General features: G+C 44.7%; 23 protein-coding genes and 2 pseudogenes. 17 read left to right on the top strand and 8 right to left on the bottom strand.

Annotated features, from left to right (window positions below; all coding sequences use genetic code 11):
* Positions 1-284: 284 nt before the first annotated feature.
* Entirely contained in the window at positions 285-1394 is a 1110-nt protein-coding gene (locus tag RH949_RS18765; RefSeq protein WP_446355205.1) for an AAA family ATPase, read from the bottom strand.
* Between the two features lie 416 nt (positions 1395-1810).
* Here RH949_RS18765 and RH949_RS18760 point away from each other — a divergent pair, with 416 nt between their 5' ends.
* The 10 genes from RH949_RS18760 to RH949_RS18715 all read left to right on the top strand — a co-directional run bounded on the left by RH949_RS18760 (position 1811) and on the right by RH949_RS18715 (position 10122).
* Positions 1811-3250: a cation:proton antiporter gene (locus RH949_RS18760; RefSeq protein WP_044204145.1), complete on the top strand. Its 1440-nt coding sequence runs from the start codon at positions 1811-1813 to the stop codon at positions 3248-3250.
* A 380-nt stretch (positions 3251-3630) separates the two neighbouring features.
* The gene (locus tag RH949_RS18755) at positions 3631-4011 is read left to right on the top strand and encodes a cation:proton antiporter subunit C (protein WP_446355202.1); all 381 of its coding nucleotides are present in this window, start codon (positions 3631-3633) and stop codon (positions 4009-4011) included.
* Between the two features lie 197 nt (positions 4012-4208).
* Positions 4209-5375 carry an RRXRR domain-containing protein gene (locus tag RH949_RS18750; protein WP_446355200.1) on the top strand — a complete coding sequence of 389 codons (1167 nt, stop codon included), beginning with the start codon at positions 4209-4211 and terminating at the stop codon, positions 5373-5375.
* Positions 5376-5430: 55 nt separating this feature from the next.
* Positions 5431-6864, top strand: coding sequence for a cation:proton antiporter (locus tag RH949_RS18745; protein ID WP_446355198.1), 1434 nt, complete (start codon positions 5431-5433; stop codon positions 6862-6864).
* A gap of 47 nt (positions 6865-6911) precedes the next feature.
* Entirely contained in the window at positions 6912-7301 is a 390-nt protein-coding gene (locus RH949_RS18740; RefSeq protein WP_006097859.1) for a Na+/H+ antiporter subunit E, read from the top strand.
* Positions 7298-7579: a hypothetical protein gene (locus tag RH949_RS18735; protein WP_044204148.1), complete on the top strand. Its 282-nt coding sequence runs from the start codon at positions 7298-7300 to the stop codon at positions 7577-7579. Before RH949_RS18740 ends, RH949_RS18735 begins: the two co-directional genes overlap by 4 nt.
* Entirely contained in the window at positions 7563-7853 is a 291-nt protein-coding gene (locus tag RH949_RS18730) for a monovalent cation/H(+) antiporter subunit G (RefSeq protein WP_044204151.1), read from the top strand. Before RH949_RS18735 ends, RH949_RS18730 begins: the two co-directional genes overlap by 17 nt.
* The gene (locus tag RH949_RS18725; RefSeq protein ID WP_006098009.1) at positions 7840-8445 is read left to right on the top strand and encodes a DUF4040 domain-containing protein; all 606 of its coding nucleotides are present in this window, start codon (positions 7840-7842) and stop codon (positions 8443-8445) included. The genes RH949_RS18730 and RH949_RS18725 overlap by 14 nt, the downstream gene beginning before the upstream one ends.
* Complete coding sequence (locus RH949_RS18720) at positions 8445-9116, top strand: Na(+)/H(+) antiporter subunit B (protein ID WP_006097959.1); 672 nt, start codon at positions 8445-8447, stop codon at positions 9114-9116. The genes RH949_RS18725 and RH949_RS18720 overlap by 1 nt, the downstream gene beginning before the upstream one ends.
* Positions 9117-9243: 127 nt before the next feature.
* Positions 9244-10122 carry an Rpn family recombination-promoting nuclease/putative transposase gene (locus RH949_RS18715; RefSeq protein WP_006097856.1) on the top strand — a complete coding sequence of 293 codons (879 nt, stop codon included), beginning with the start codon at positions 9244-9246 and terminating at the stop codon, positions 10120-10122.
* A gap of 20 nt (positions 10123-10142) precedes the next feature.
* On the opposite strand, the gene RH949_RS18710 is transcribed toward RH949_RS18715, so the two are convergent.
* Together RH949_RS18710 and RH949_RS18705 are read right to left on the bottom strand one after the other, a co-directional pair.
* The gene (locus RH949_RS18710) at positions 10143-13631 is read right to left on the bottom strand and encodes a WD40 domain-containing protein (protein WP_446355194.1); all 3489 of its coding nucleotides are present in this window, start codon (positions 13629-13631) and stop codon (positions 10143-10145) included.
* Between the two features lie 142 nt (positions 13632-13773).
* Entirely contained in the window at positions 13774-15102 is a 1329-nt protein-coding gene (locus RH949_RS18705) for an AAA-like domain-containing protein (RefSeq protein WP_446355192.1), read from the bottom strand.
* Positions 15103-15876: 774 nt separating this feature from the next.
* Here RH949_RS18705 and RH949_RS18700 point away from each other — a divergent pair.
* The 3 genes from RH949_RS18700 (at position 15877) to RH949_RS18690 (ending at position 19179) form a co-directional block, all read left to right on the top strand.
* The gene (locus tag RH949_RS18700; protein WP_446355190.1) at positions 15877-17145 is read left to right on the top strand and encodes a GTP cyclohydrolase II; all 1269 of its coding nucleotides are present in this window, start codon (positions 15877-15879) and stop codon (positions 17143-17145) included.
* A 353-nt stretch (positions 17146-17498) separates the two neighbouring features.
* Positions 17499-18809, top strand: coding sequence for a URC4/urg3 family protein (locus RH949_RS18695; RefSeq protein WP_446355188.1), 1311 nt, complete (start codon positions 17499-17501; stop codon positions 18807-18809).
* Positions 18810-18867: 58 nt separating this feature from the next.
* On the top strand, positions 18868-19179 hold the full coding sequence (locus tag RH949_RS18690) for a YciI family protein (RefSeq protein ID WP_446355186.1): 312 nt from the start codon (positions 18868-18870) through the stop codon (positions 19177-19179).
* A gap of 50 nt (positions 19180-19229) precedes the next feature.
* On the opposite strand, the gene RH949_RS18685 is transcribed toward RH949_RS18690, so the two are convergent.
* A complete protein-coding gene (locus RH949_RS18685) occupies positions 19230-19400 on the bottom strand; it encodes a hypothetical protein (RefSeq protein ID WP_446355184.1) in 171 nt (56 codons plus the stop codon).
* 143 nt (positions 19401-19543) lie between these two features.
* Between RH949_RS18685 and RH949_RS18680 the strand changes: the two are divergent.
* Positions 19544-19723: pseudogene (locus RH949_RS18680) on the top strand (Uma2 family endonuclease); the annotation flags it as partial.
* Between the two features lie 60 nt (positions 19724-19783).
* On the opposite strand, the gene RH949_RS18675 reads toward RH949_RS18680, so the two are convergent.
* Entirely contained in the window at positions 19784-20770 is a 987-nt protein-coding gene (locus RH949_RS18675) for a hypothetical protein (protein ID WP_044204161.1), read from the bottom strand.
* Positions 20771-20783: 13 nt separating this feature from the next.
* The gene (locus RH949_RS18670; protein ID WP_006098283.1) at positions 20784-21857 is read right to left on the bottom strand and encodes a DUF262 domain-containing protein; all 1074 of its coding nucleotides are present in this window, start codon (positions 21855-21857) and stop codon (positions 20784-20786) included.
* Positions 21858-22112: 255 nt separating this feature from the next.
* Between RH949_RS18670 and RH949_RS18665 the strand changes: the two genes are divergently transcribed.
* A complete protein-coding gene (locus tag RH949_RS18665; RefSeq protein WP_006098142.1) occupies positions 22113-22511 on the top strand; it encodes a helix-turn-helix domain-containing protein in 399 nt (132 codons plus the stop codon).
* A 270-nt stretch (positions 22512-22781) separates the two neighbouring features.
* Here the strand turns inward: RH949_RS18665 and RH949_RS18660 are convergent, their stop codons facing one another.
* Positions 22782-23249 (bottom strand): hypothetical protein, encoded by a 468-nt coding sequence (locus RH949_RS18660; protein WP_446355181.1) that lies wholly within the window; start codon positions 23247-23249, stop codon positions 22782-22784.
* A 193-nt stretch (positions 23250-23442) separates the two neighbouring features.
* Between RH949_RS18660 and RH949_RS18655 the strand changes: the two genes are divergently transcribed.
* On the top strand, positions 23443-23838 hold the full coding sequence (locus RH949_RS18655; RefSeq protein ID WP_157452972.1) for a hypothetical protein: 396 nt from the start codon (positions 23443-23445) through the stop codon (positions 23836-23838).
* Between the two features lie 266 nt (positions 23839-24104).
* On the opposite strand, the gene tnpA is transcribed toward RH949_RS18655, so the two are convergent.
* Positions 24105-24512 (bottom strand): IS200/IS605 family transposase, encoded by a 408-nt coding sequence (tnpA, locus tag RH949_RS18650; RefSeq protein ID WP_071777175.1) that lies wholly within the window; start codon positions 24510-24512, stop codon positions 24105-24107.
* 54 nt (positions 24513-24566) lie between these two features.
* Between tnpA and RH949_RS18645 the strand changes: the two are divergent.
* A pseudogene (locus RH949_RS18645) lies at positions 24567-24731 on the top strand (RNA-guided endonuclease InsQ/TnpB family protein); the annotation flags it as partial.
* Between the last annotated feature and the right edge of the window lie 141 nt (positions 24732-24872).

The following is a 24872-nucleotide window of genomic DNA, read 5'->3' as shown; positions in this document are numbered from 1 at the left end:
TGTAGGGGCGGGTTTAGGGGCGTCCTTCTACGATGCTAGTTCTGAGGTCGATTAGTTCTTGAGTCATAATCTCACCTTAAAAGATAGGCGCTGATACGCTGAATATAGCATTCAGTCCCTACACCTGCCCGGAGTTCAAACTCCGGGCTAAGAGCTACTGTCCATTAAAATGGACTATTAAAACTCTTATCCAATCGGGCAGCAACAGTTTCAACCCAAGGCAGGGATAATTGATTGGGTAGGGGCACGATGCTATCGTGCCCTGATCTAGCTCCAGAAAAGGATTAACTCAAGCGCTGGCGTAGCCACAATGCCAACAGAGGGAGAGCCAGTCGATAATTTTGCTCGGAGCCGTAAATTAAACCTTTGTGTTGTAATCCCGCGATCGCGCCTTGCAGACTGCCCCCTCTGGATAGGTAATGTTTGTGAATATAATCGCGACTTTGGGGCTTGTCAGTCGGATCTAACGCCAGAGATTCCAACAGATGCGCCTGATTCGCCGGAAGCAGCATCAGTAATGACTCGAAAACCATGGATAGGTCAGATAATAGCTCTTGAATTGCCTGCTGGATGTGGTGATCGCGAATTAATCCGTCAGCCACTCGCACCGACTGGAGGCGTCGTACCAGTGCGGAAGCATCGCCTAAATGTCCCTGTACCGCATTGACAAACAATTCTAAGGCTTGCGATCGCGGATCGAATGTTAACCCTTCGACATGCAGAACCTCCTGCGCCCAAGCCGCCACCACATCATCTGCTAAGGGGGCTAACTGCACGATTTCTAAATGATTCCCCAGTTCATCGGGATGAATGCTAATTTCCGCGATCGTTGCTACTAATACATAACTCACCTGAGTCTGACGCTCGATCTCTTGCTTCAAAAAATTTTCCCATACCCCATGACGATCCCAAGAACGAATATGGGGAAAGCTTTCCAAAATTAGCACCACCCGTTCACCTGTCGATTCGGCTAATTCTTGTAGGAGTTCCAGTAATCCCTCAAATGCTTTCCATTGCTGCTGTTGACTCTTTACCCGAACAGGTTTTAGCTGCGCTCTACCTCGTCCGTTATTTTTGAGGACAAATAATTCAGCCGCCTTGTGTTCGATCCACTCTTGCATGAGAGCGTGAGCCGTTGTACTGAGAAACGTCTGATTGATGCTCTCGCACAACAATTGGACGAAGCGTTGACCATCAGTCACCCGGATACAGTCAACTTCCAGGATTTTCACACCAACTTCCCGAGCCGCTAGCCGTACCAGACTCCGCCGTCCGCTTCCCGGTACTCCCACAATCAACAGGTTGCCCTCATGGGCTAACACCTGGATGATTCGCTGGAATTGCGCTTGCCGTCCAACCAATTGAAACGGTGTTGATACATCCAAAATGGTCACGGTTTTAGTGTCCTGATCGCAAGAGTAGAAAGGTTCCGGCGGTACACCTTCAGTCCTTTAGCCGCCAACGGCATTCGGTGACTCAGGGCTGAGGTTAAGTATTGACTTGCCACGAATCGGTTCTTTAATCCGGCTATTGCATGTTTTATCATGTCGATCCTCTGCTCAAACCAACCCGTTGGTGTGGTATGAGTCTATCGTTGATATTGACACTTTCCAATAGTGTCAGTCTTGGTTAGCACTATTAAAACGTGCTATAAATGTTTTAGCACCTTTTCACCGGAAAGCATAGCCGTGTTAGCCGCCTACCTATTTGCCACTATTCTGGGCGGATTTTGCGGCATCATCTTAAAAAAGACGCTAGCACGGTATCATCCGACCTTAGAAAGCAACGAGCTTAAGAAATAAAATACCCCATGAGTACATTGACGATTGCCTGGCTCGCACTACCGATGTTTGTGGGGTTCAGCATTTATCTGTTCCCCAAACTTGACCGATATCTCGCACTGGGCGTCGCCCTGGTTTCGGTTGGATATGCGTTGCAGTTATTATTTGTAGCTAAAGCGCCGATCACCCTGCAATTATTGGATAGTTTCGGCGTTACATTAATCGCTGACCAATTGAGCGGTTTTTTTATATTGACCAATGCTCTAGTAGCAACCGCCGTTATTCTCTATTGTTGGCACACGAATAAGTCAGCTTTCTTTTATACACAGACGATTATTTTACATGGCAGTGTCAATGCCGCCTTTCTCTGTGCCGATCTCATCAGCTTATACGTATCGTTAGAAGTCATTAGTATTGCCGCATTTCTGTTAATTGCCTATTCCCGAACCAATCGTTCGATTTGGGTGGCTTTACGTTATATGTTTGTCGGCAATGTGGCAATGCTGTTTTATCTGGTGGGTGCGGTGTTGGTGTATCAGGCGAATTATTCCTTTGCTTATGAGGGTTTAAGCAATGCGCCCATTGAGGCAATTGCCCTGATCGTTCTGGGACTGTTGAGTAAAGGGGGTATCTTTGTATCGGGATTGTGGTTACCCTTAACCCACTCGGAATCCGAGACACCCGTATCTGCACTGCTATCGGGGGTGGTGGTGAAAACAGGCGTGTTTCCCCTGGTGCGCTTTGCCTTGATGGTAGAGGCGATCGATCCGATTATCAGACTATTCGGTGTGGGAACTGCGCTGCTGGGAGTCGGTTATGCCGTCTTGGAAAAAGATACCAAGCGCACGCTAGCGTTTAGCACCGTTTCCCAATTAGGTTGGATACTCGCTGCACCAGAAGTTGGTGGCTTTTTTGCCCTAGCCCATGGATTGGCGAAATCAACGCTGTTTTTGATCGCGGGTAACTTACCCAGCCGAAACTTTAAGGAACTTAAAGAGCAGCCCATGCATACTGGACTCTGGATTGCCATAGTCATGGCTAGTCTCTCGATTTCGGGCTTTCCCTTATTTGTCGGCTTTGGCGCGAAGGTATTAACGTTGAAAAACGTCCTACCTTGGCAAGAGATAGTCATGAACCTGGGGGCGGTGGGAACTGCGATGGTGTATGCCAAATTCATCCTTCTGCCCCATGGGAAAGGGAAGCCTGTTCGAGCCAGTTTCTGGACTCCAATCCTACTACTGCTCGGTGGGCTGATTGCCGCAAGCGGGATGTATTTAGAAGGATACACCCTAGCAAATATCACCAAAAACCTGGCAATCATCGCCGTTGGATGGTTGGCATACGTTTTGATTTTTCAACGAGTGGTACTCAAACTACCCCGTATGCTTGAGCAATTGGAGCATCTGATCGGATTCATGGGAGTGATGAGTCTAGGGTTGATTCTTCTGTTCAAGATGGTATTGGCATAAGGGAGATTAGGGAGATATAGCGCTACGCGCTAGGCAATAGGCAATAGGCAATAGGCAACACCTCGGACTTCAGGGTCAAAGCGATTTGAAGTTTTCTTTTATGTCCTAACTAGAGTGCGTAGTGCTATAAATTAACTTCTTCCCCACCCAATTTTTTCTTTTCCACCTTCCTCATCTTCCCCAGCTCCCCCAGCTCCCCCAGCTCCCCCAGCTCCCCCAGCTCCCCCAGCTCCCCCAGCTTCCCCAGCTCAAACCAATCCGTTGATATGGCATGATGAGTCTATCGTTGGCATTGACACTTTCCAATAGTGTCAGCCTTGGTTAGCACTATTAAAACGTGCTATATATGTTTTAGCACCTTTTTCCAGGACAGCATACCCGTGTTAGAAGCCTGCATATTTGCCACCATCCTGTGCGGATTTTTCGGCATCATCCTGAAAAAAAACCTGGTGATGAAGATCATCTCCATGGATGTGATGAGTACGGGGGTTATTGCCTATTACGTGCTGATCGCATCCAGAAAAGGAGAAGCCTTATTCACACCGATTATTCCCGTCGAAAATGGGATTATTTCCCACGTCGAAAATGGCGCTTACTCTGATCCAGTTCCCCAAGCGGTGATCTTAACCGCGATTGTGATCGGCTTTTCGATTCAAGCTCTAATGCTAGTCGGTGTGATGAAGCTAGCACGGGATCATCCCACCTTAGAAAGCAGCGAGATTGAGAAGCACAATACCCCTTCAACATCCCCACGCTACTGACGTGGAGCGTGGGGATTGTCGGACAAACGGCAAGTTAAACCGTTGAATACCGCACAGAGTCTCAGTTTGGCACAGACATTCGGATACTTCCCTAGTCCGGACTCACTCTAAAACCTTTTGTCGGGTTGTTGTTAGACAAGACATCTTAGCTGAGATGGCGGTAAGGGACTAATTACTTTACTCGGAGGTTTATCACCATGTTGCGAGTACCAGTTTTATCCCAATCGGGTAAACCATTAATGCCCACAAAACCTAGCCGTGCTAGACGTTGGCTTAAAGAAGGTAAAGCGAAAGTAGTACACAACGACTTAGAATGCTTTGCCATTCAGTTAACCGTTGAAACAGGAGAAAATACTCAACCTATTGCCATAGGGATAGATCCTGGCAAGTTATATTCGGGGATTGGGGTTCAATCAGCTTTAGCTACTCTCTGGATGGGACACCTTCTCTTACCGTTCAAGACGGTTAAAGAACGGATGGAATTACGGCGAGTGATGCGTCGAGCTAGACGGGGAAGACGGATTAACCGGAAGCTGCCTTACTCTAAACGCTGTCATCGTCAAGCTCGGTTTGATAATCGCAGGCAAGGCAAACTCCCACCGTCAATTCGAGCCAATAAGCAGCTAGAGTTACGGATAGCCAAAGAGTTGTTCAAGTTGTTCCCAATTAGCGCCATTCACTACGAGTTAGTTATGGCTGACGTAGATAGAACTAGCGGTCGCAAGTCGGCTCGGTCTGGCGTTGGATTTTCTCCAGTAATGGTGGGTCAGCGACAAATGCTTAAGTGGTTGTCTGAGTTAGCTCCGGTGATAACTCACAAAGGATGGCAAAAGGACGGCAATGGAACCAGTCAACTTAGGCAGTGGCTAGGATTAGCCAAAGACAAAAAGAACAAGGCTTGCGCTGTGCCTGCTACACACGCCGTTGATGGCGTAACCTTGGCAGTATTTAACTTTATCCAATGGCGGGAATGGCACTCTGATAACGCCAAGCATGGTGATTGGTATGGTGATGTTCGCGTTACCTCCGCGCCATTTGCAGTAATCCGTAGACCACCAATCAGCCGCAGGCAGCTACATCTGTGCGTTCCGTCCAAGGGTGGAGTGCGGCGCAAATACGGCGGCACCCTCACCCGACACGGGTTCAGAAAAGGTGACAAGGTTATAGCCGAAAAAGCTGGAAAAACTTACATCGGTTGGTGTTCTGGAGACACAGAGAAACAGGTTTCAGTTAGTGACATTAACTGGAAGCGCTTAGGACAATTTACCGCTAAAAAAGTCCAGTTGTTGCAGCGAAGCACGGGGTTAATCGTCGTGCCTTCACCTGGACCGTCAAATCTCCCCTTATTGAAAGGGTCGATTTGACCTCTATCCCTCTCCGGGTTGCTTCGCGCTCACCCGGAGTCTCACGAGTAAAGCGATGAATACATTAACGATTGCCTGGATCGCACTACCGCTATTTGTGGGGTTCAGCATTTATCTGTTCCCTAAACTTGACCGATATCTCGCACTGGGCGTCGCCCTGGTTTCGGCTGGATATGCGTTGCAGCTATTTCTGGTTCAGTCGCCGTTAATCCTGCCATTATTGGATAGTTTCGGCGTCACCTTAATCGCTGACCAAATGAGCGCTTTTTTTATAGTGACCAATGCCTTGGTCACAAGCGCCGTTATCATCTATTGTTGGCACACGAATAAGACGGCGTTCTTTTTTACACAAACGATTATTTTACATGGCTGTGTCAATGCCGCCTTTGTCTGTGCCGATTTCATCAGCTTATACGTGGCGTTAGAAGTCATTAGTATTGCCGCATTTCTGTTAATTGCCTATCCCCGAACGAACCGTTCGATTTGGGTGGCGCTACGCTATCTGTTGATCAGCAACGTAGCAATGCTGTTTTATCTGATGGGTGCGGGGTTGGTGTATCAGGCGAATTATTCCTTTGCTTATGAGGGTTTGAGCAATGCTCCCATCGAGGCAATTGCCCTGATTTTTATGGGACTGTTGAGTAAGGGGGGTATTTTTGTATCGGGATTGTGGTTACCCTTAACCCACTCGGAATCCGAGACACCGGTGTCGGCGTTGCTATCGGGGGTTGTGGTAAAAGCTGGGGTGTTTCCCTTGATGCGCTTTGCTTTGATGGTGCCAGAGGTTGATCCCATTGTCAGAATCTTCGGTGTAGGCACAGCGGTGCTAGGAGTCGGTTATGCCGTCTTTGAAAAAGATACCAAGCGAATGTTGGCATTTCACACGATTTCGCAGTTAGGCTTTGTCCTAGCAGCACCCGAAGTCGGTGGTTTTTATGGGCTAACCCACGGGTTAGTTAAATCAGCGCTGTTCTTAATAGCGGGAACCTTACCCAGCCGTAACCTCAAAGAACTGCACCATAAGCCGATTAATACCTCAATTTGGATTGCTTTAGTTATCGCTAGTTTCTCTATCTCAGGTTTTCCCCTATTGTCTGGCTTTGGGGCGAAGGTTTTGACGATGAAAAATCTTTTGCCCTGGCAAGTGATTGGCATGAATATTGCGGCTTTGGGAACGGCAATATCCTTTGCCAAATTCATTTTCCTGCCTCACAACCCACAAGGAGAGGGAAATGTCAAGCCCAGTTTCTGGTTAGCCATGATTATATTAATCGGGGGTTTAATTTTAGCAAATGCTGTGTATTACGAGGCGTATACGGTTAAGAATATCGTGAAACCCCTAGTCACTATCGCACTTGGATGGTTGGCATATTTTTTGATTTTCAAACGACTTGCCATCAAACTCCCTCGTATGCTTGAGCAATTTGATCATCTGATTGGGCTGATGAGTTTAATGTTGCTGCTGCTGTTTGGGATGGTATTCGCTTAATCTCAAAGTATTACAAATGACCAATGACCAATGACTAATGACAAAATATGATTGGACATCTGAATTTGATATTGCGATTAGCCATCTGGTTTTTGCTCACCGCTAGTCTGAGTGTGCCAAATATCATTATTGGCATCGCTGTCGCCCTTCTTTTGCCGGGACGCCCCAAAACTTCGGAATCCTTAAAGGATTGGTTGCGGGTGCTGGGTGAGGTACTTGTGGCGATTCCCCAAGCGTATTTTGAGGCATTTGAAATTATGTTCCGTCCTCATAAATACGAAGATGTAATTATGGAACGAGTTAAACCCCAGCGCACACCGGGACTCATTTTTCTCGATATATTTTTAATTACGTTTACGCCCAAAACTATTGTTTTAAAATACCACGAGGAAGGGTCGTATGAAGTCCACAGAATTAGCCGGAGAAAACGAACATGAATTTTATTTTAATTAGCATGATTTTGGCGCTACTTATCCCCATGTATGAGGCATGGCAGGATGATGATATTTGGCAAAAAATGTTGGCATTTGCCAGTATTGCCACCAAAACCTCTATTATGATTCTGGTTGTTTCTGTCTTACGAGACGACTGGATGATTGGAGTGGTTGGGGTAATCATCCTGAGTGTGGGAAATGCTGGATTAATGTTGTTGGCACATATCCTTAAACGAATCAATGATTTAGCGAAAGAGTCCTACTATGATCAACGTGCTTAGTTATATCTGTATTGGGTTAGGAATTGTATTCTGGTTTTGGGGAACTTTTCCGTTGATTGGTCACCGATCGGTATTATTCAAACTGCATACTCTTTCGGTGGCAGATACTCTTGGTTCAATGAGTATTATCGTTGGATTGTTGCTAAAAATACCCAGTGAGTGGCCCCTACTGATTCTCGCCATTATCTCCTTGGCGATTTGGAATACGGTGCTGGGGTATGTGTTGGCATATTGTTCGAGTAGTGGGGAGGAATTGGACTATGAATCAGAGTGATATTTATGTGATTATTGCGCTGCTGCCGTTGGCTGCCTGTATGCTGGTCTTTCAGGTGAATCCTTACCATGCTTTGGTAATTCGGGGCATTTTGGGAGCAGTGGCGGCATTGGTTTATGCAGTTTTGGGGGCGGCAGATGTGGCGTTGACCGAAGCTTTGGTGGGTACTATGCTGGCGATTACGCTGTATGCCGTGGCGGTGCGTTCATCTTTAACCCTGCGTCTTGGTGTACTGGAAGAAAGTGGCGATAAAGTGCCGACTAAGGAAGAAGTTGAGCAGCATTTTGGGGAACTGATGAATGATTTACGCCGCATTTTTAGCAAGCATTATATGCGTGTCGAGTTAGTCCCCTATACGGATCAGCAGGCGTTACATCGGGCGCTGATGGAAAAAGAAGTTCATGCCACCTGTACGCGATCGCACTTATCAGAACTGGAGCATCAAGACCCGACAGTACCTGAGTCTGAGACGCCATCTTATCACACCGCGACTCGGGTTCAACGTCTCTATGACATCATCCGAACCGAACTGTCGTCAGCCGCGACACATTTAACCTATATCAATACACCAGATTCAGGGGAGAAACACTAATGAAATGGGTTTACATTGCAGCCGGGATAGCGCTGTACGTCATATTCCTAATCACGCCCAATATGTCCAATTTGGCACCGGATTTATCAGATATCTCTATCGTCGAAGCCGTTGTAGAAGACAGTGGCGTGTCCAATGTGGTTTCGGGTATCATTTTCCGGAATCGGTTGTATGACACGATCTTTGAAGTGGTGGTATTTACGATCGCGATTATGGGTGTGCGGTTTCTGCTGGCGGATGAAAAGCCGTTCTGCACTGTCTATCAGTTTACCGATCAACCCTCGATGATTTTGGCGCGTCTGGGAGCAACCATTTCCGCGTTGGTGGGTATCGAATTAGCGATTCGGGGACATCTTAGCCCTGGTGGTGGGTTTGCCGCTGGGGTAGCTGGGGGAACCGCGATCGGTTTGGTGGCGATTACTTCATCAACGGAGTGGATGCAGGAAATCTATAAGCGTTGGCACGCCTCTAGATGGGAGAAGGTTTCGGTGCTGGTTTTCATTGTCCTGGCGGTGATCACGCTAGCTGGAATCGAGTTACCCCAGGGAGAGTTAGGCACACTGCTTAGTGGCGGGATTATCCCCCTGCTCAATATCCTTGTCGCCGTAAAAGTCGCCTTGGGTTCCTGGGCTGCTATTTTAGTTTTTGTTCATTATCGGGGATTATTGTGATATCAAGTTCGGTAGCATCGATTGTGTATATTGACCCATTATTTCCGGTCAATTCCTAAACTACCGAGATGCACTGGCAAGGATTGAAGCCGATCGCCAACTTTATCTGGCTGTGCGAGAGCTAATCATGAGATTCATTAGTCCAAAAACTGACTTTGCTTTCAAGAAGATTTTCGGCTCAAACCGCAGCCAAAAAATTCTGATCAGCTTTCTCAACGCCATCGTTTACGAAGGCAAAAACACCATAAAATCTTTAGAAATAATCGATCCCTATAATCCGGGCAGTACCAGCACGCTTAAAGATACCTATCTAGATGTCAGGGCAGTTTTAGATAATGGGTCTACGGTAATCATAGAGATGCAAGTTTTAAACGTCGAAGCTTTTGAGAAACGAGTAATCTACAATATCGCCAAAGCTTATGCCAATCAGTTAGACATGGGAGAAAAATATACAACATTGCGTCCATTCATTGCTTTAACAATTGCCGATTTTTTCTTGTTTAAAAATAGCGCACAAATGATTAACCGATTTCGACTGAAGGAGGAAAAACAGCTATTTAACTATCGAGACGAGTTAACACTAATTTTTCTGGAGTTACCCAAATTTAACAAAGAACTATCAGAATTAGAAACCCTTAGCGACAAGTGGATTTATTTCCTCAAAGCCGCCCCCAGTTTAGACATAATTCCTGAGTCTCTGGCGGCAGTACCAGAAATAGGAGAAGCCCTAAATATTGCCAGCCGTGCTAACTTAAGCAATAAAGAATTAGAGGAGTTGCACAAGCAGGAAGTGTTTATTGGAGATAGGAAAGGCGAGATTAATTTTGCCAAAGTTGAGCAAAGTTTAAAATTAGTTTCACTTTTAATGCGACAGAAGTTTGGCGCTGTTCCTCCAGAGGTTCAGGCTAAAATAGAACAATTATCTTTGGAACAATTAGACCGTTTAGTTGAGACAATTTTGACATTTACAACCTTGGACGACTTGGAGCAGTGGTTAGATAATTAATATCGGTTATTAATAATTCCCTATTCCCTAAAATCACAAACCTGGAGTTCCTCTCGTGCTTCGGGATGAGTCACCAAATAATCTTGCAACCAGATACACCCTCTGGAGAGTAATTCCCCTAACCCTTCAACCTGCCAAATCCGGGCGGTGCCATCCGATGAAGCCGTGGCAATTTGGGTTCCATCTGGACTAAAAGTAACACTAACTACAGCACCTTGATGTCCTTTAATTTCTTGTACTAGGTTTCCCTGTAAATCCCATAAACGGGCAATACCCTCGAATGAGGCAGTGGCAATCCGGGTTCCATCGGGACTAAAGGCAATATGGGTTATGCCACTGGGATGCTGGTTGAGTTCTTTGACTAGGTTTCCGTCAGTATCCCAGAGACGAACTATGCCATCAATGGAAGCCGTAGCGATATAGTCTCCATTGGGACTAAAGGCGACACTTTTAACCCATCCCTGATGTCCTTTCAATTCCTGTCGCAGATTACCTTGCAAGTCCCAGAGGCGAACCGTGCGATCGGATGAAGCGGTGGCAATTTGCGTTCCATCGGGACTAAAGGCGAGGCTTCTTACCCACCCTTGATGTCCGATCAAGTCTTGCAGTAGATTCCCTTGAATATCCCATAAGCGGGCAATACCATCGGAGGAAGCCGTGGCAATCAGTTGTCCATCGGGGCTAAATGCCACTTGTGCCACGCCGCCGGAATGGTTGGGTAAGCGTCTTTGCAATTTACCCTGGATGTCCCATAAACGAACAGTGCCATCAGATGAGGCAGTAGCAATCATTTGCTGATCTGGGCGAAAGGTGATATCGGTGACACTCCCTTGATGTCCCTTGAATTCCAGGATGGATTTCCCTTGCCGATTCCAGAGGCGAGCTGTACCATCGGATGAAGCTGTCCCCAACAACTGCCCATCGGGGCTAAAGGTGACATGAGTGACCCCATCTTGATGTCCTTGCAACGGCTGATTGTGCGATCGCGTCCACAGGTGGGCAATGCCATCAGATGTAGCCGTAACAATGATTTGACCATCCCGACTCATGGCAAGATCTGTCACTAAACCTTGATGCCCTTTTAAGTTTTGTACCACATTTCCTTGCCAATCCCACAGGCGAGCCGTACCATCCATAGAAGCAGTTCCCAAAAACTGCCCATCGGGGCTAAACATCACCTGCGTCACTCGTCCTTGATGTCCTTTGAATTCCTGCAACAGATTGCCCTGAATATCCCATAAACGCGCCGTGTGATCTGATGACGCCGTAGCAATAAACTTGCCATCGGGACTAAAGGCAACGCTTCTCACCCATCCCTGATGTCCTTTAAATTCCTGCAACAAATTGCCCTGAATATCCCACAAACGCGCCGTGTGATCCGATGATGCTGTGGCAATAAACTGTCCATCAGGACTAAAAGCAACACGGGTTACTTCATCTTCATGCCCGGTAAATTCCTGCAACAAATTACCCTGAATATCCCACAAACGTGCCGTGTGATCCGATGACGCCGTGGCAATTAACTCTCCATCGGGACTAAAGGCAACGCTTCTCACCCAACCCTGCTGTTTTGGCAATTCTTGCATTCCATTTTTTTGCCGATGCCATAAGCGAACTGTACCATCAATTGAGGCGCTGACAATACGTTGTCCATCTTGACTAATGGCAATACTGGTGACTCTGGCTGGATGTCCCGGCAATTGTCCGATGGGTTTTCCTTGTCGGTTCCACATAAGAATCATGCCATCCAGGGAAGCCGTGACAATGGTTTGTCCATCGCGGCTAAAGGCGAGGCTTTCCACACTACCTTGATGATGCAGTTGATTCCGTTCCTGAATATTGTTTAGAATTTCTTGCAACGCTAACACTGGACGAGTTGTGGGATAGTTGACTAAGGGACGCTCACCAAATGACGTTACCAAAGTATGCCCCGCTTTCATGGCTTGCAGTAATGCCTCAAGTTGCCCCAACTCAAACGTAAGCAAAGCGCTATCCCCTGCTTTTTTTATTTGCTCCTCCAGGGATTCGGTATAAGCCTGTTTCAGTTGTTGGCGGACGTAAAAACCAGTCCCTGTGGCAACCGCCAGAACCAAAGCCCAAGTCACGGCAAATTTAAGCCGATTTTGGCATTTTTCCCGTCGTGCTTGCTCCTGTGCCTGTTTAATTTTCTCTTGAGCAATTTGCATCTCTAAGAGGACTAATTTGCGCTCTTTCTTTTCAGCATCTAAAGCGCGTTCAACTTCCCATTTTTCCCATTGCTCACTTTTGGCTAAAAATTGATAATCCTGATCACTTAAGCATTGATTAGCCGCCCATTGTCTTGCTTCCTGTAACGCCTGACCGCGTAACAGTCGGGAATTATCCTGACCCTTGGATGCAAACCAGGCAGTTATGGCTTCTGAATAGGGTCGCAAGTTAGCGAGTTTTTCATTAACCCATTGCAGGTTAAATACAGTCTGATAAATGCGATTATAAACCCTTAAGGTTTGCTGCTGTTTAACCACTAATCCACTTAGGCGCAATTCCATCTGTTCTGGATGGTCATTCACCGCCACTTGTCCCTGTTGCAAAAGGTGCTGATACAGCCCTAGCAAACGCTCTGCTCGTTGTTCATTACTCAGCAGGCGATCGCGAATCGTTCGTAAATGCTCCGGTTCATCCTGAGATTGCCAGTTTTCCAGAATATAAGTGTGGACAATTTGGGCAATATCGGGGGTACGGCTTTGACTATACTTACCAATTAAATAGCATAATTTCTGGGTGAGAAAGGGTTGTCCGCCTGTCCAGTTCAATACTTCCTTTAACACCGTTTCCGGATCATCAACTTTATCGACAAACCCAGGAATTAACGAGGCTTTGGCATCCTCAAATTGAAACCCACCAAGCTGAATCGAACGCCCGATATTAAAGGGAGTGCGTTTTTTATCATCAATTAAATTGGAAGGCGTGGCAACTCCCAATAAACAAAACGTCAGGCGATTATAATCCGGATTATCGGCGCGTTGGTTATAACAGGCACGAATAAAGGCAAAAAAGTCGTCTTTGAAATTGAGTTTAATAATACTATCGATTTCATCCAGGAAAACAACTAGATTTTGATCAAACTGAGTCAGTAACACATCCTCGATAAACCAATTCAAACGTTGTAACGGTGATAATATCTCATGTTGCTTCCACCAGGCAATATCATCAAACCTAGTCGATAGACCAAAATTCCTCACCAACTCAGAAACAATACCCAGATACCATGCCTCTGGCGTCGTTTGACTTCCCAGCCGAGTCATATCAATTGACGCACATTTTATGCCTTCGCTTTTGAGAATTTTCATCATCCGAACGCGCAAGCTAGACTTGCCCATCTGCCGCGAGTTCAACACGTAGCAATATTCCCCCTGTTTCAATCCATCATACAATTCATCATCAGCTTGGCGTTTCACATAGGTGGGGTGTTGATACTTTAAGCTGCCGCCGATTTTGTAATAATTTTCTGTTCTGGTTAATACACTCATAGTCTAAATTCTGCTATTTTTTTATTCTTATGTAGGGGCGGGTTTCACAACTATCGTTTCTTCTTTCACCCAGATGTAACGAAACCCGCCCTGACTAAATTGCAAATTTTGTGACGAATGACAAATGACAAATGACAAATGACTAATTCAAATGTTCTCGAAAATACTGCCGATACAATTGACATCGAGGTGTAACCTGATTCCCCTGCTGTTCAATTAACCCCATACTATGTAACTTATACGCCTGCATTGTATCTAATGGCACAGGTTCAGTTGCATTCACCACCTTTTCCAGGGCGTTAGCCAGTTCTGGATGTTCTTTCAACGTGGCTAAGTGGTGACGCAAATGTTGACTATAGATTCCCGCATCTGTAGCCGCATCTTGTAATAATTCATCCAATGTTATCTGTTTAGTCGCTAGTTCATAAAGTGCCAATCGCACTAAATAAGGATGTCCACCTACCGTTGCCAGTAACGGTACAACCCCTTCACTGCCAATTTGTAAATTCCAATCCAAAGGATGACGCTGTGCCAAATCTTCCACTTGTTGAGAAGTACACTCCGCTAATGGCACAGGTAAACCAACATTAAATGGAGATTGATTAATATCTAAAGAGCCATAATCTTCCGTGCTATGAACCACCACCAAGCGCAGTTGTTCCCACAGTTCTAGATTATTCGCTTCTTCATGCCAACTGCGGATGAGGGGAAAAAAGTGCGTGGCAATATTTGGATATTGGAAGACTCGGTCTACTTCATCCAAGGCTAAAACTAATGGACTCTCTGCTTGTGCCAAAAGCATTTCAAAATAGCGAGTACAACTGAGCATACTGCCTCGGTCTTCATTCCAATAATCAGACAGCACCGCCGCAGGGTTTAATTTATCGCTAATACAGGCACAAAAACAGCGCAGAAACTTATCCAAGTCACTAAATTTTGCCTGCTCAATTTGTCGCAGATTTAAACGGACGGTACGATACCCTTGCATCTCAGCATACTCAATAATTCTATCCAGGAGAGAGGTTTTTCCCATCTTACGGGGCGCTTTAATCCGAATCAGCGCCCCCGGTTGCAAAATCGTCTGATAACAATCCGATTCAATGGGAGGGCGTTCTACATAAAACTGAGAACGTAGGGGTACAGGTCCATTGGGATATTCTATCTTCGGTGAGGATACGGGTTGTGATAGTTTAGCAAGTCCTCGCGTTAACGGTTCCCGAAAATTAGTTTTACTCACTTTCTCGCCTAACGCTGTAGACAGCTTACGCCATAACTGGGGTCCGACATCTCCTCTGATGTAATTTACGGTGAAGTTATGCTGTTCGGCAATTTGCTCATAACTGTAATCCTCCCAAGCCCCGCGCAAGACTTTTTCTTCAACATCACTCAAGTAGCTGCCTGTGTTGACAGACAAAGCTTGGTTAGCCGCTTGTTTAATTTGATGCCAGGTTAATTGCGATTGGGAGTCCATGGCGAAAGTTAGCGCTGATCCTTGCTCTGAAATTTTATCAGATTTATTGTTTTCGGGAGCCGTTTTCAGCCGTAACCTGACTTTTTCCGATATTTTGCGCCTAACTTGGTCAACCTTGCTTAAGTTTTACAAAATAAAACATATTTTTAATAATTTTCACCTTAATAGTTAGGCATAATTTCCTTAGTTCCCTGACGAACGGCTCCAAAAAATCTCTCTGGCGGATCAAATACAATTGGCGTAGTCGAGGGATCTTCAACGTTTACCTCTGTTCCCGCTTATCAAAGCTAAAAAAAATAGTTTGTGTAAACAAAGATGTATATTTATGTAACGGTTTTGCTCAGGACTCGTCAACAGCCTGCCTGTTTCCTCCAGAATTTTTGATCCCTCTAACTACCTGGACATAAATTCTGTCTTTATTGAGAATTGGCTGTGTAGAAATGGGGTGGGAGAGCGCTATAGCTATAGAGATCGCTCTCGCTAATGTTAAGAAATATGTGAGTAATGCATAGAGGCGATCGCATCCCCTAACCCTGAGCCACTCGAATCCGCTATATCTCTATATTGGTATCCGTTAAGAAACGTGCGAGTGGCTGTGTTCCTCGTATCACAACGTCTGAGCCATTCCGGTGTATTTTAAGAAAACATAACAGGGTGTTGACATTTAGCTCCATCAGGTTCACGCAGAACCCATTTCTACTTGCTATGATTAGAGCTTGCTTCAATTAAACGACTCATACGTCAATTTGAGGTGCATTCTACATAGGAGCCATTATGCAACTATCACAACCGTTGTCGAAGTCGAAACCAAAACATATTGTTTTGACCTCTCATCCAGGGCGTTCCCGGGAACAACCCCCTCGCCTGCATTGGGGAGAAATCGACCCACTCAAGCGGGGACCCATTATTGGTACGGTGACAAACCTTGCCCATCGTAACGTGATTGGCACTCACTCTGGTTCCTATTCCGTCTATCGGGCATTAGCCGTTGCCAGTGGAGCGCTTCATCCCAATCACCGAGCGGATTTGACCAATACCTCTCCAGTGGTGGAGATTGGTCCCCATCCCAGTTGGGCTGACCCTAATCGCATTGTGTCTCTTGACCCCTTTGGGGGAATGGTGGGGGATGTTTACACCGATCTCTATGAGCAAGGATACGACATTCGACCCACGATCGCAGTCACCCAAGCCCATGTCAATTTGCCGGAAATCCAAGAGGCGATTCAGAAAAATCGTTTATCAGTTGACGGTAAAATTGTCAAGCCTAACGGCAGTTTAGTGGTCACCAAAGTCGCCATTGACCCCGTGTGGTATCTGCCCGGAATCGCCCACCGACTCAACGTCGAGGAAGGAGAATTACGCCGCGCCCTCTTCCAGCAAACTGGGGGAATGTTCCCGGAACTGGTAACCCGCCCTGATTTACAGGTTTTCCTACCTCCGATTGGTGGGATTACCGCCTACTTAATCGGCGATGTGGACGCGATTACTGATCCCAATCGCCAACTTGCCGTGCGCGTTCATGATGAATGCAACGGTTCCGATGTGTTTGGTTCCGATATCTGCACTTGTCGTCCTTACCTGGTACACGGCTTAGAAGTTTGTGTGCAAACCGCACAAGCCGGAGGTGCAGGGGTTTTGGTTTACTTCCGCAAAGAAGGACGGGCATTAGGTGAAGTCACTAAATTCCTGGTTTATAATGCCCGTAAGCGACAAGAAGGCGGCGATAGCGCGGATGCCTATTTCAACCGCACTGAATGTGTGGCGGGTGCCCCCGATATGCGGTTCCAAGAACTAATGCCCGATGTACTACACTGGTTGGGAATTACTCGCATTGACAGTTTTGTCTCCATGAGCGACATGAAATACAATGCGATCACCAGTTCGGGTATTGAGATTGTCAAACGCATCCCAATTCCTGACGATTTAATTCCCGAAGATGCCATGGTCGAAATTGCTGCCAAACAAGCGGCTGGTTATTACACTGAAACAACCGCACCCGATGCAGTAAAGTTAGCGACGATTAAAGGGCGTAGTCTCCTGTGATAATTTTTGGTTCGTTATTGGAACTTGGGAAGTTCAGCAAAACCAATGACGAATGAAATGCCAAAAACAAAAGATGATTGCAGATTTGATTTCAGGCAACTTCTTTGTTATTCTTGATCTAGTGACTTAGCTTCCTCATAAGTCAGCAGTGTTTCCTTAAATTCAGAACAGTAAGTGTGTCTAATCACAAGTAGAGTGTGTACTCCCGCACTGGCGTCTGTAGTAAACTATACCGACAGACAGTTATTCAGGGGTACACACTATAAAAAAATTATGGAAACGTTTTAAAGTTTGAGCCTTCGCTTCACTCAAGTTATCTGGAACCAATAACGAATGACAAATGACATAAACAAATGACGCATGACCAACAAACCATTGCATATCTAAGAACACCACAAGCGATTCGAGAACGGTGCGATCGCGTCTTGGATCTCGCTGAGGCAAACCAGTTGCATTACTTCGGCTGCGATTTAACCCAGCTAGAAAATGTGGCAAGGTATGTGATTCAAGTCATGCAGGATGACTATCCTGATTTTAATATCCCATTCCACAGTCGCTGGCAGCATTTTGAAGTCGGAAATGTGCCACGCCTTGCTGAATTAGAAGAAAAATTAGCTGGACTCACTCCCCTACAAAAAGCCCAAACTAAATTTGATTTAGCTATTGTTAGTGTTTTACTAGATGCGGGGGCTGGTGCTGATTGGCAATATGTTGAAGCTGAAACGGGACAAGTATTTCGCCGTTCTGAAGGGTTAGCCGTTGCCAGTTTCCGCATGTTCTGTCAGGGTATGTTTTCGAGTAATCCAGAATACCCCTTACAAGCCGATACGAAAGGATTACAAAAGTTAACGGTTGAGCAGTTAGCCCAAGGATTTCAGGTGAGTTCAACGCATCCCCTGTTAGGGTTAGAAGGTAGAGTAAAACTCTTACAGCACTTGGGAGAATCCCTACAGACTCATCCGGAATTGTTTGGTCAGGAAAATCCTCGTCCGGGTAATTTGGTCAAGTATTTGCTGAGTCTTTCAACCCGTGAGGGAGAAGCGATAGAAGGGAGTTTGATAGATAAGGTTATGGAAACAACCGATAACTTATCTAAACCCAACGTTATCGGCAAGCTACCCGCGAAAGTCGTACTATCGGCTGTGTTAGAGGGGTTAGGTGATATTTGGTCAGGACGACTTGCGATCGCGGGCGTGAATTTAGGCGATGTCTGGTCTCATTCTGCCCTCTCTGGGGACAAGCCGAGTGATCACTATATCCCCTTTCACAAACTTTCCCAGTGGTTAACTTACTCCCTCTTAGAACCCTTACAAGAATTAGGGTTAGAAATTACTGGACTAGACGAACTCACCGGATTAGCCGAGTATCGCAATGGCGGTTTATGCCTTGATTTAGGATTAATTGTGGTGAAAGATCCGGCTATTTTGCAGCAGCGCCATTTACCGGGTTCTGAAGTAATTGTCGAATGGCGGGCGCTGACGGTAAGTTTGTTGGATCGAATTGCCGAAGCTATCCGAAAACAGCTAAACTTGACAGCAACTCAGTTACCATTAGTTAAAGTTTTACAAGGTGGGACTTGGACAGCCGGACGAAAGATTGCAGCACAATTAAGAGAAGGAGGTGTTCCGCCGATTCAGATTGAGAGTGATGGGACAGTTTTTTGAATAAAATACTATTCAATAAGTAGAAAACTATTCAATTATTGCTGAAAAGTAGATAGTGATGGCTAAATTATTTGCTGTTGTTGTTGCGACGGTTCCAGACTATTACGACTACAAAAAGCAGCATCCTGAACATGATCAGGATCAGCTTGCTTGGTTCCGTCAAAAACATGAACAAGGTATTTTGCTTTGCTGTGGTCTTTTTTTCCCTCACGATGGAACAGGGCTTTGGGTAATCCAAGCAGAGAATCTAGAGGAGGCGCAGGAAATTGTCAACAGTAGCCCTCGCGTTCGAGACGGTATGTTAGCGGATTCAGCCAGGATTGTTGAGTGGCAAGTTCATATTGGGCGCGATCGGTTTATCGCCGAATAAATTTTATCGGGAAGATAATTAGATTTAAGGGTTAGGGAAAGTGCGATCGCCTATCGCTGTAGGTTAGGTTGACGCGCCGAAACCCAACATCCACTCCCATCCAACATCAATGCAAAATAAGCGCGATCGCGCTTATTTCCTAGTGGTGTTGTCTTCGCCATCAGCCATGCGATCGCGCTTAGTCGAGTTGTGAGAATATAGGATGATAGCAGATATAGCAACCGCCATAGCGGTTAGGACACATCATTTAGTAGAGACGTTCCGGCGGAACGTCTGGAACAACAGTTCGGAAAGTCCTAATCGATGTGTCTACTGCTATAGGATCTAGGGATAGAGACATCAACACTAGCGACAACAGCAATCAATGGTTCAAACTCCCTTCCAGCAAGAGTCTTTACCTCCAGCGCTTGAAAGTGGTGATCGCTTAAATCGTTCTGAATTTGAGCGTCGTTATAACGCGATGCCTTCTCTCCAGAAAGCTGAACTGATTGAAGGAGTTGTTTACTTACCTGCTGCACTGCGTTTTAGCCGGAAATATGGCGAGAGTGTTGTCAGTTTTGCAAGAGGTTTAGCTTCGGAGGAAAATTCAAGGTTTGTAGAGAAGTTAGCTATGATATTGGAAAGTTGAATTAGCATTTTTTTCAAAACATTTTGGATAAAGCGTAATTAATTCATCGGTTACGTGAAAGTAATACTTTGGCAAGGGGAATTCAATAACTTGATTTTCTACTAAAATTGCTATGAAATATTGCAACAAAGATATACTCAGAGGAATTTGCTTGCTTGGTGTTGAATTAATTTTTTGTTTAATACATGTAATAACGTCTGGCATATTATTCTCTTTCTTAGCACTAGAAAGAATACGATATACGTTATCGCAAAAACGGGTCATGTCTTTTGGCTTCAGTTCTTGGGGAATTTTACCTTGATCAAAAAGCTCTTGGGTCGCGATAGCTAGTTGGCGCTTTCTTTTAATTTCAGGATAGTCATTATCTTGTATACTAGGATAGGCTTGTTCAAATGCCAAAATCAGTGTATCTAGTTGTTCAACGGTAGCTTTAATTTGTGCGGCTAAACGAAGTCGTTTCCAATCAATTGTAGAGCTTTTATAAACTAATTCATGAGTTGAAACTGTCCAGGCATGTTCAAAAGCACTTTTTATTTGAATCTCAAATACAATATCAAAAATATTTAATTGTTTATTTGCAATTGCATCTTCTGGTCTTTTTAAATGAGCATATATTCTAGTTGTATCGAACCGAAAACTATCGGGAGATTTTTTGTTTTGTCCTCTTTTAATAGTTTTAACAATTTCAAAAGTATTTTGGCAAAATTGGATCACGTTTTTTTCTTTGTATAAGGTTGGTATAATAACTGTACATCCAAATAAATCATCTAAATCAGACCATTTTTTAAACCTACCTGTTTCAATCTTTTCTGCCAAAGATTCAATGGTTTTAATTCGATAAGTTGAGGCATATCCATTTTTTTCACAAAAGTTAATTATAGTGTCCTTAACTCGACTTGCCACTTGCTCTACAAAAGGAAGGTATTCTAGATAGCGACGTTCTAAAATTGAAGGATAAATCATTAACAAATTAAAATTAAATAATATTTCCTTGTATTAAAGATTTTAAAATATCAATTCTAACTTTAGTTTTTTCAACACTAGAGTAAAGTGGTGAACTTGTAATAGCATCATGATAATCTTGCGCTTCTTGAATATTAGTTCTTTCTTCTGGAGAGTTAACGATTTTTAGAAAATCATTTATCTTGCTAGATACTTCAGGCAACCTGTTTGAAAAATCATAATTATCACGATTTAATTCTGAAATAGCTGCAAAAAGCGAATAAAAATCAGTTTGATTTTTTAGCCTGGTTTTCCGCAAATCTATATAATCAGGGGATTTTTCTATAAGCTTTTTTATCAATTGAATGACGTGTTTAAATTCATTTTCTATCTCATCTTGATCGTCCCAATTAAATTCTCTATCACTAAAAGCTTTATCCAAGTCTTCTTGACGATAAGATTTGACTCCTTCCTCTAAGAAAAGTAAAAGTTGAGCAACTAATTCTACATCCTTCATTTGCTTTCTTGATTTTGTATTAATTGAAGGAAAGTTGGGTAATTTGGAGTTGGGTGAAAGAACACTACTCATCCATTGAGTGAAATCTTCCACTGCGTTAATAAATACTCCATTAAACTTTGCATGGCGAAGCTCTTGAGGCGTTAATTTACTAACATTTCGGTTGATCCGGTCAAATATATTATTAATGATAGCTTCATCTGAAGATGGAACATATTCAACTGCAAACTGATATTTCCAAAAATTTTGTTTAACCTCAGTATCTAAATCCTTAAAATATTTACCTCTAAGGTTTGTAATAGTTGCAGTTTCGCTGACAGGAAATTGGTTTTGAGCAAACTCAAACAAAGTAGATAGCCTTTGTTTTCCATCAACAACACTGTATTTAGAAATGCCTTCAGCCGTAATATCTTGATACAAAAAAATTGCAGGTGCAGGATAATTATTTAGAACAGTATCTATAAAAAAATCCTTGTAATCTTGATTCCAAACACTGCGTCTTTGATAGGGGGGATCGAGATCGAGCAGCTTCCTTGTGTAAAGATCCCAAAACCAAGAAACTGTTTGAAAATTAATTGCTCTATTCATCATAAATTTATCGATTGTAGTATAGGTTTAACGATAAAAATCTCTATTTAAGATTTTGGGTTTGAGCCGTTCGTGATTTATTTATAATTATCCTAGCGGTACTAAGTGCGATCGCCTATCGCCGTAGGTTGGGTTGACGCGCCGAAAGCCAACATCCACTCTCATCCAACATCAATGCAAAATAAGCGCGATCGCTGTTCACTCAAGTTTAAGGCGATCACCCTACTAATTCAAGCCTGACGAAAGGCAAGTGAAAAAATGGCTATTATTTTTGACCAAGACGCTTATCGCCATCTACTCGCACAAGTCGCGCCCAAAGTGATTGAGACAGAGGCGGAATATGATCGTGCCCTAGCAGAGGCAGAACGGCTAACCTTTGCCAAACACCGAACTCCAGAGGAGAAAGCGTTACACAAGTTCCTCGTAACGCTGATTGAAGCCTATGAGGAACAGAACTATCCGATGGATCAAGCTGCACCTCATGAAATTCTCCAACACATCATGGAATCCAGTGGTACTCGTCAAGCTGACTTGGTGGGTGTGATTGGATCGAGTGGTGTAGTGTCTGAGGTAGTAAACGGCAAGCGATTCATTAGTAAAGCACAAGCTAAGGCACTTGGCGATTACTTCCAGATTTCGCCAGCGCTGTTTATCTAACGATTGCAGGATAATGCGATCGCCTATCACTGTAGGTTGGGTTGACGCGCCGAAACCCAACATCCACTCCCATCCAACACATCAACGTCAAATTGTGCGATCGCTCTTAAAATCAAGTCTAATACTAAGTAGCGTTCTAATACCAAATCCGGGTTAGCTACCCCCGTTATAACCTAGTCCGCGCAGGCGGACTTTGTTTGTGTAGCAGCGATTTCAATCGCCTCCTCTTGCTTTATTCCTGGTTTAATCGTTTGTTGAATTAGTTGTGCCTTAAAGCTGTTCGTTGGGAACATCGAAAAAAACTTCAAATTCAGCATCCGGTATAAAACGCTTGAGAAAGCGTCGGTAATCCTCTGCATCTTGACGGTTGAAAAATCTCGCCACTGTATGCCGTCTGGCATCAGGTAGGAGTCGGACAATTGCCCAAGGGCGGGAGTTATTTTCCAGTTGTGAAGTGGGTTTTGGCAGAGTTTTCCTGGCTTCCCCTCTGATGGTAGTTAAGGTGCGTTCAATGAGTTGCCAAAGCTGTTCCCATTGTGGGCTGGTATCCTTGGGCATCAAATTCCATTCGTTGATGGGTGCTGGTAGCCATCTGAGCATGTAATCGTTTTGACCCGTTTTAGAAAGTTTCCAGGATAGGCGTCGAGTCTGTTTGCGGCAGACATAACCTTGTTGGCGCAGGATAGCACAGATGCTCTCGCCTTCGGATTGAAGGCGTAGCCAGTCGGAGTGTTTCATCGTCGAAAGCTGGATAAGGTTGTCACGGAAGAGCGATCCGCCCTGTGCGCCTTGTGAAATCGCAGCGCTCTGTTACGCGATCGCCTGAACTTGTTTGACCGACGTATGTAAAAATCGGCATTTTTATTTTATGTATGTAATAATCAAAAGTCAATATCCTATTTGCATATATGAGATAATGCACAGACAGGTTATGGCACATTCAAAAAAGTATGACGAGCAAGCGCGGCAGACCCAAGTCAGCCAGAGAAAACGCAAAAAACGTATCGCTGATGATTACGCCGAAAGGGTGGAAGCTTCTGCAATCTCAAGCGCAGCAACTGGGAATAACCAGGTCAGAACTGGTGGAGCGATTTGCCAGAGGGGAAATTCAGGAGAACCTTTCGCAACTAGCCGAAGAACGATTTCTGGGGGAATCCTTCGCCAACTGATAGAGGAGAACGCGATTCAGTTGGCTCATTACCGATCAGAAGTGGAACGGCTGGAAAAAAGGCAGCGCCAGCTTGAAGAACTGTTTGACCAGTTAAGGGTAAAGACGGGCGAAAACCTTGATGAAGAGGACAAGGTTAGCGACGAGGAAGGAGAATGACAAACAAACGTGGTAGACCGAAATCAGACCGGAAGACGATCAGCGTCGGGATACGGCTTGAACCCCAGGATTGGGAAAACCTCAATCACCTAGCAGCCAGTCTGGGAATGACCCGCACGGAACTGATCACCCAAATATCCAGAGTCCAAAATCCACAAGACTTACAAGAATTTCAACGAGTTCGCGAGAGTCCTCACCCTCAGCAGATCCTTCGCAGGCTCAGGAGGGTGAGGAGGGATAGCGGATTGCCGGAGGAACGGAGGCAATCAATTTTTGGGTGCGTCTTGTGATTTGATGTAAGCCTTAATTCTCTCAATAGGCGCACCGCCAGTAGACGCAACATAATAAGAACCCGACCAAAATGCCGACTTAGTATAAGTTTTTGACAGTTGAGCAGCAAAGTCTTTTCTGATGATTCGACTAGATGCAGACTTCATACTACCAATTAGAGATGATAAATTGTTGTCAGGATGAAAGTCTACTAATAGATGTACATGGTCAGCTTCTCCTGAAAACTCTACTAACCGACACTTTGTCTTAATACAAACATTGGCAAGCACTTCATGTAATCTCTGTAACATTCCCACTGTAATAATCTTGCGCCTGTATTTAGTTACAAATACTATATGCAGTTGAACAGAAAATACAGAGTGCGAACCTTTTCTAGCTTTCACTTGACATACCCCCACCTGAATCTGTTACCTTAAGTGTAACAGGAGGGAACAGCGATGCCAACAAGACGTGTAACTTTTCGGCTATACCCCAATAAAAAGCAAAAGCAGACATTGCGGTATCACCGTAAGTTGCACAAAGACCTGTACAACGCTGCTGTCTGTAATCGGTTTACCCAGTACCAGAAGTTCAACCATAGCGTTGACTACTTCGAGCAACAAGTGCGAATCGTTAGGTAGAAACTATTCCTGAAATGGATAGAGGATTACCTGCAAGGTCTGAACCTTGACAACTTGATAGCCATGTAGGTGAGAGAAAGCAAACTCTCAAGTCCTACTCTCTAAGTACAGGAGTAAAAGCAC

The organism is Coleofasciculus sp. A1-SPW-01, assembly GCF_040217205.1.
GTDB classification, from domain to species: domain Bacteria; phylum Cyanobacteriota; class Cyanobacteriia; order Cyanobacteriales; family Coleofasciculaceae; genus Coleofasciculus; species Coleofasciculus chthonoplastes_A.
The sequence above is the reverse complement of the archived record's forward strand: the minus strand, read 5'-3'. Positions and strand labels throughout refer to the sequence as shown.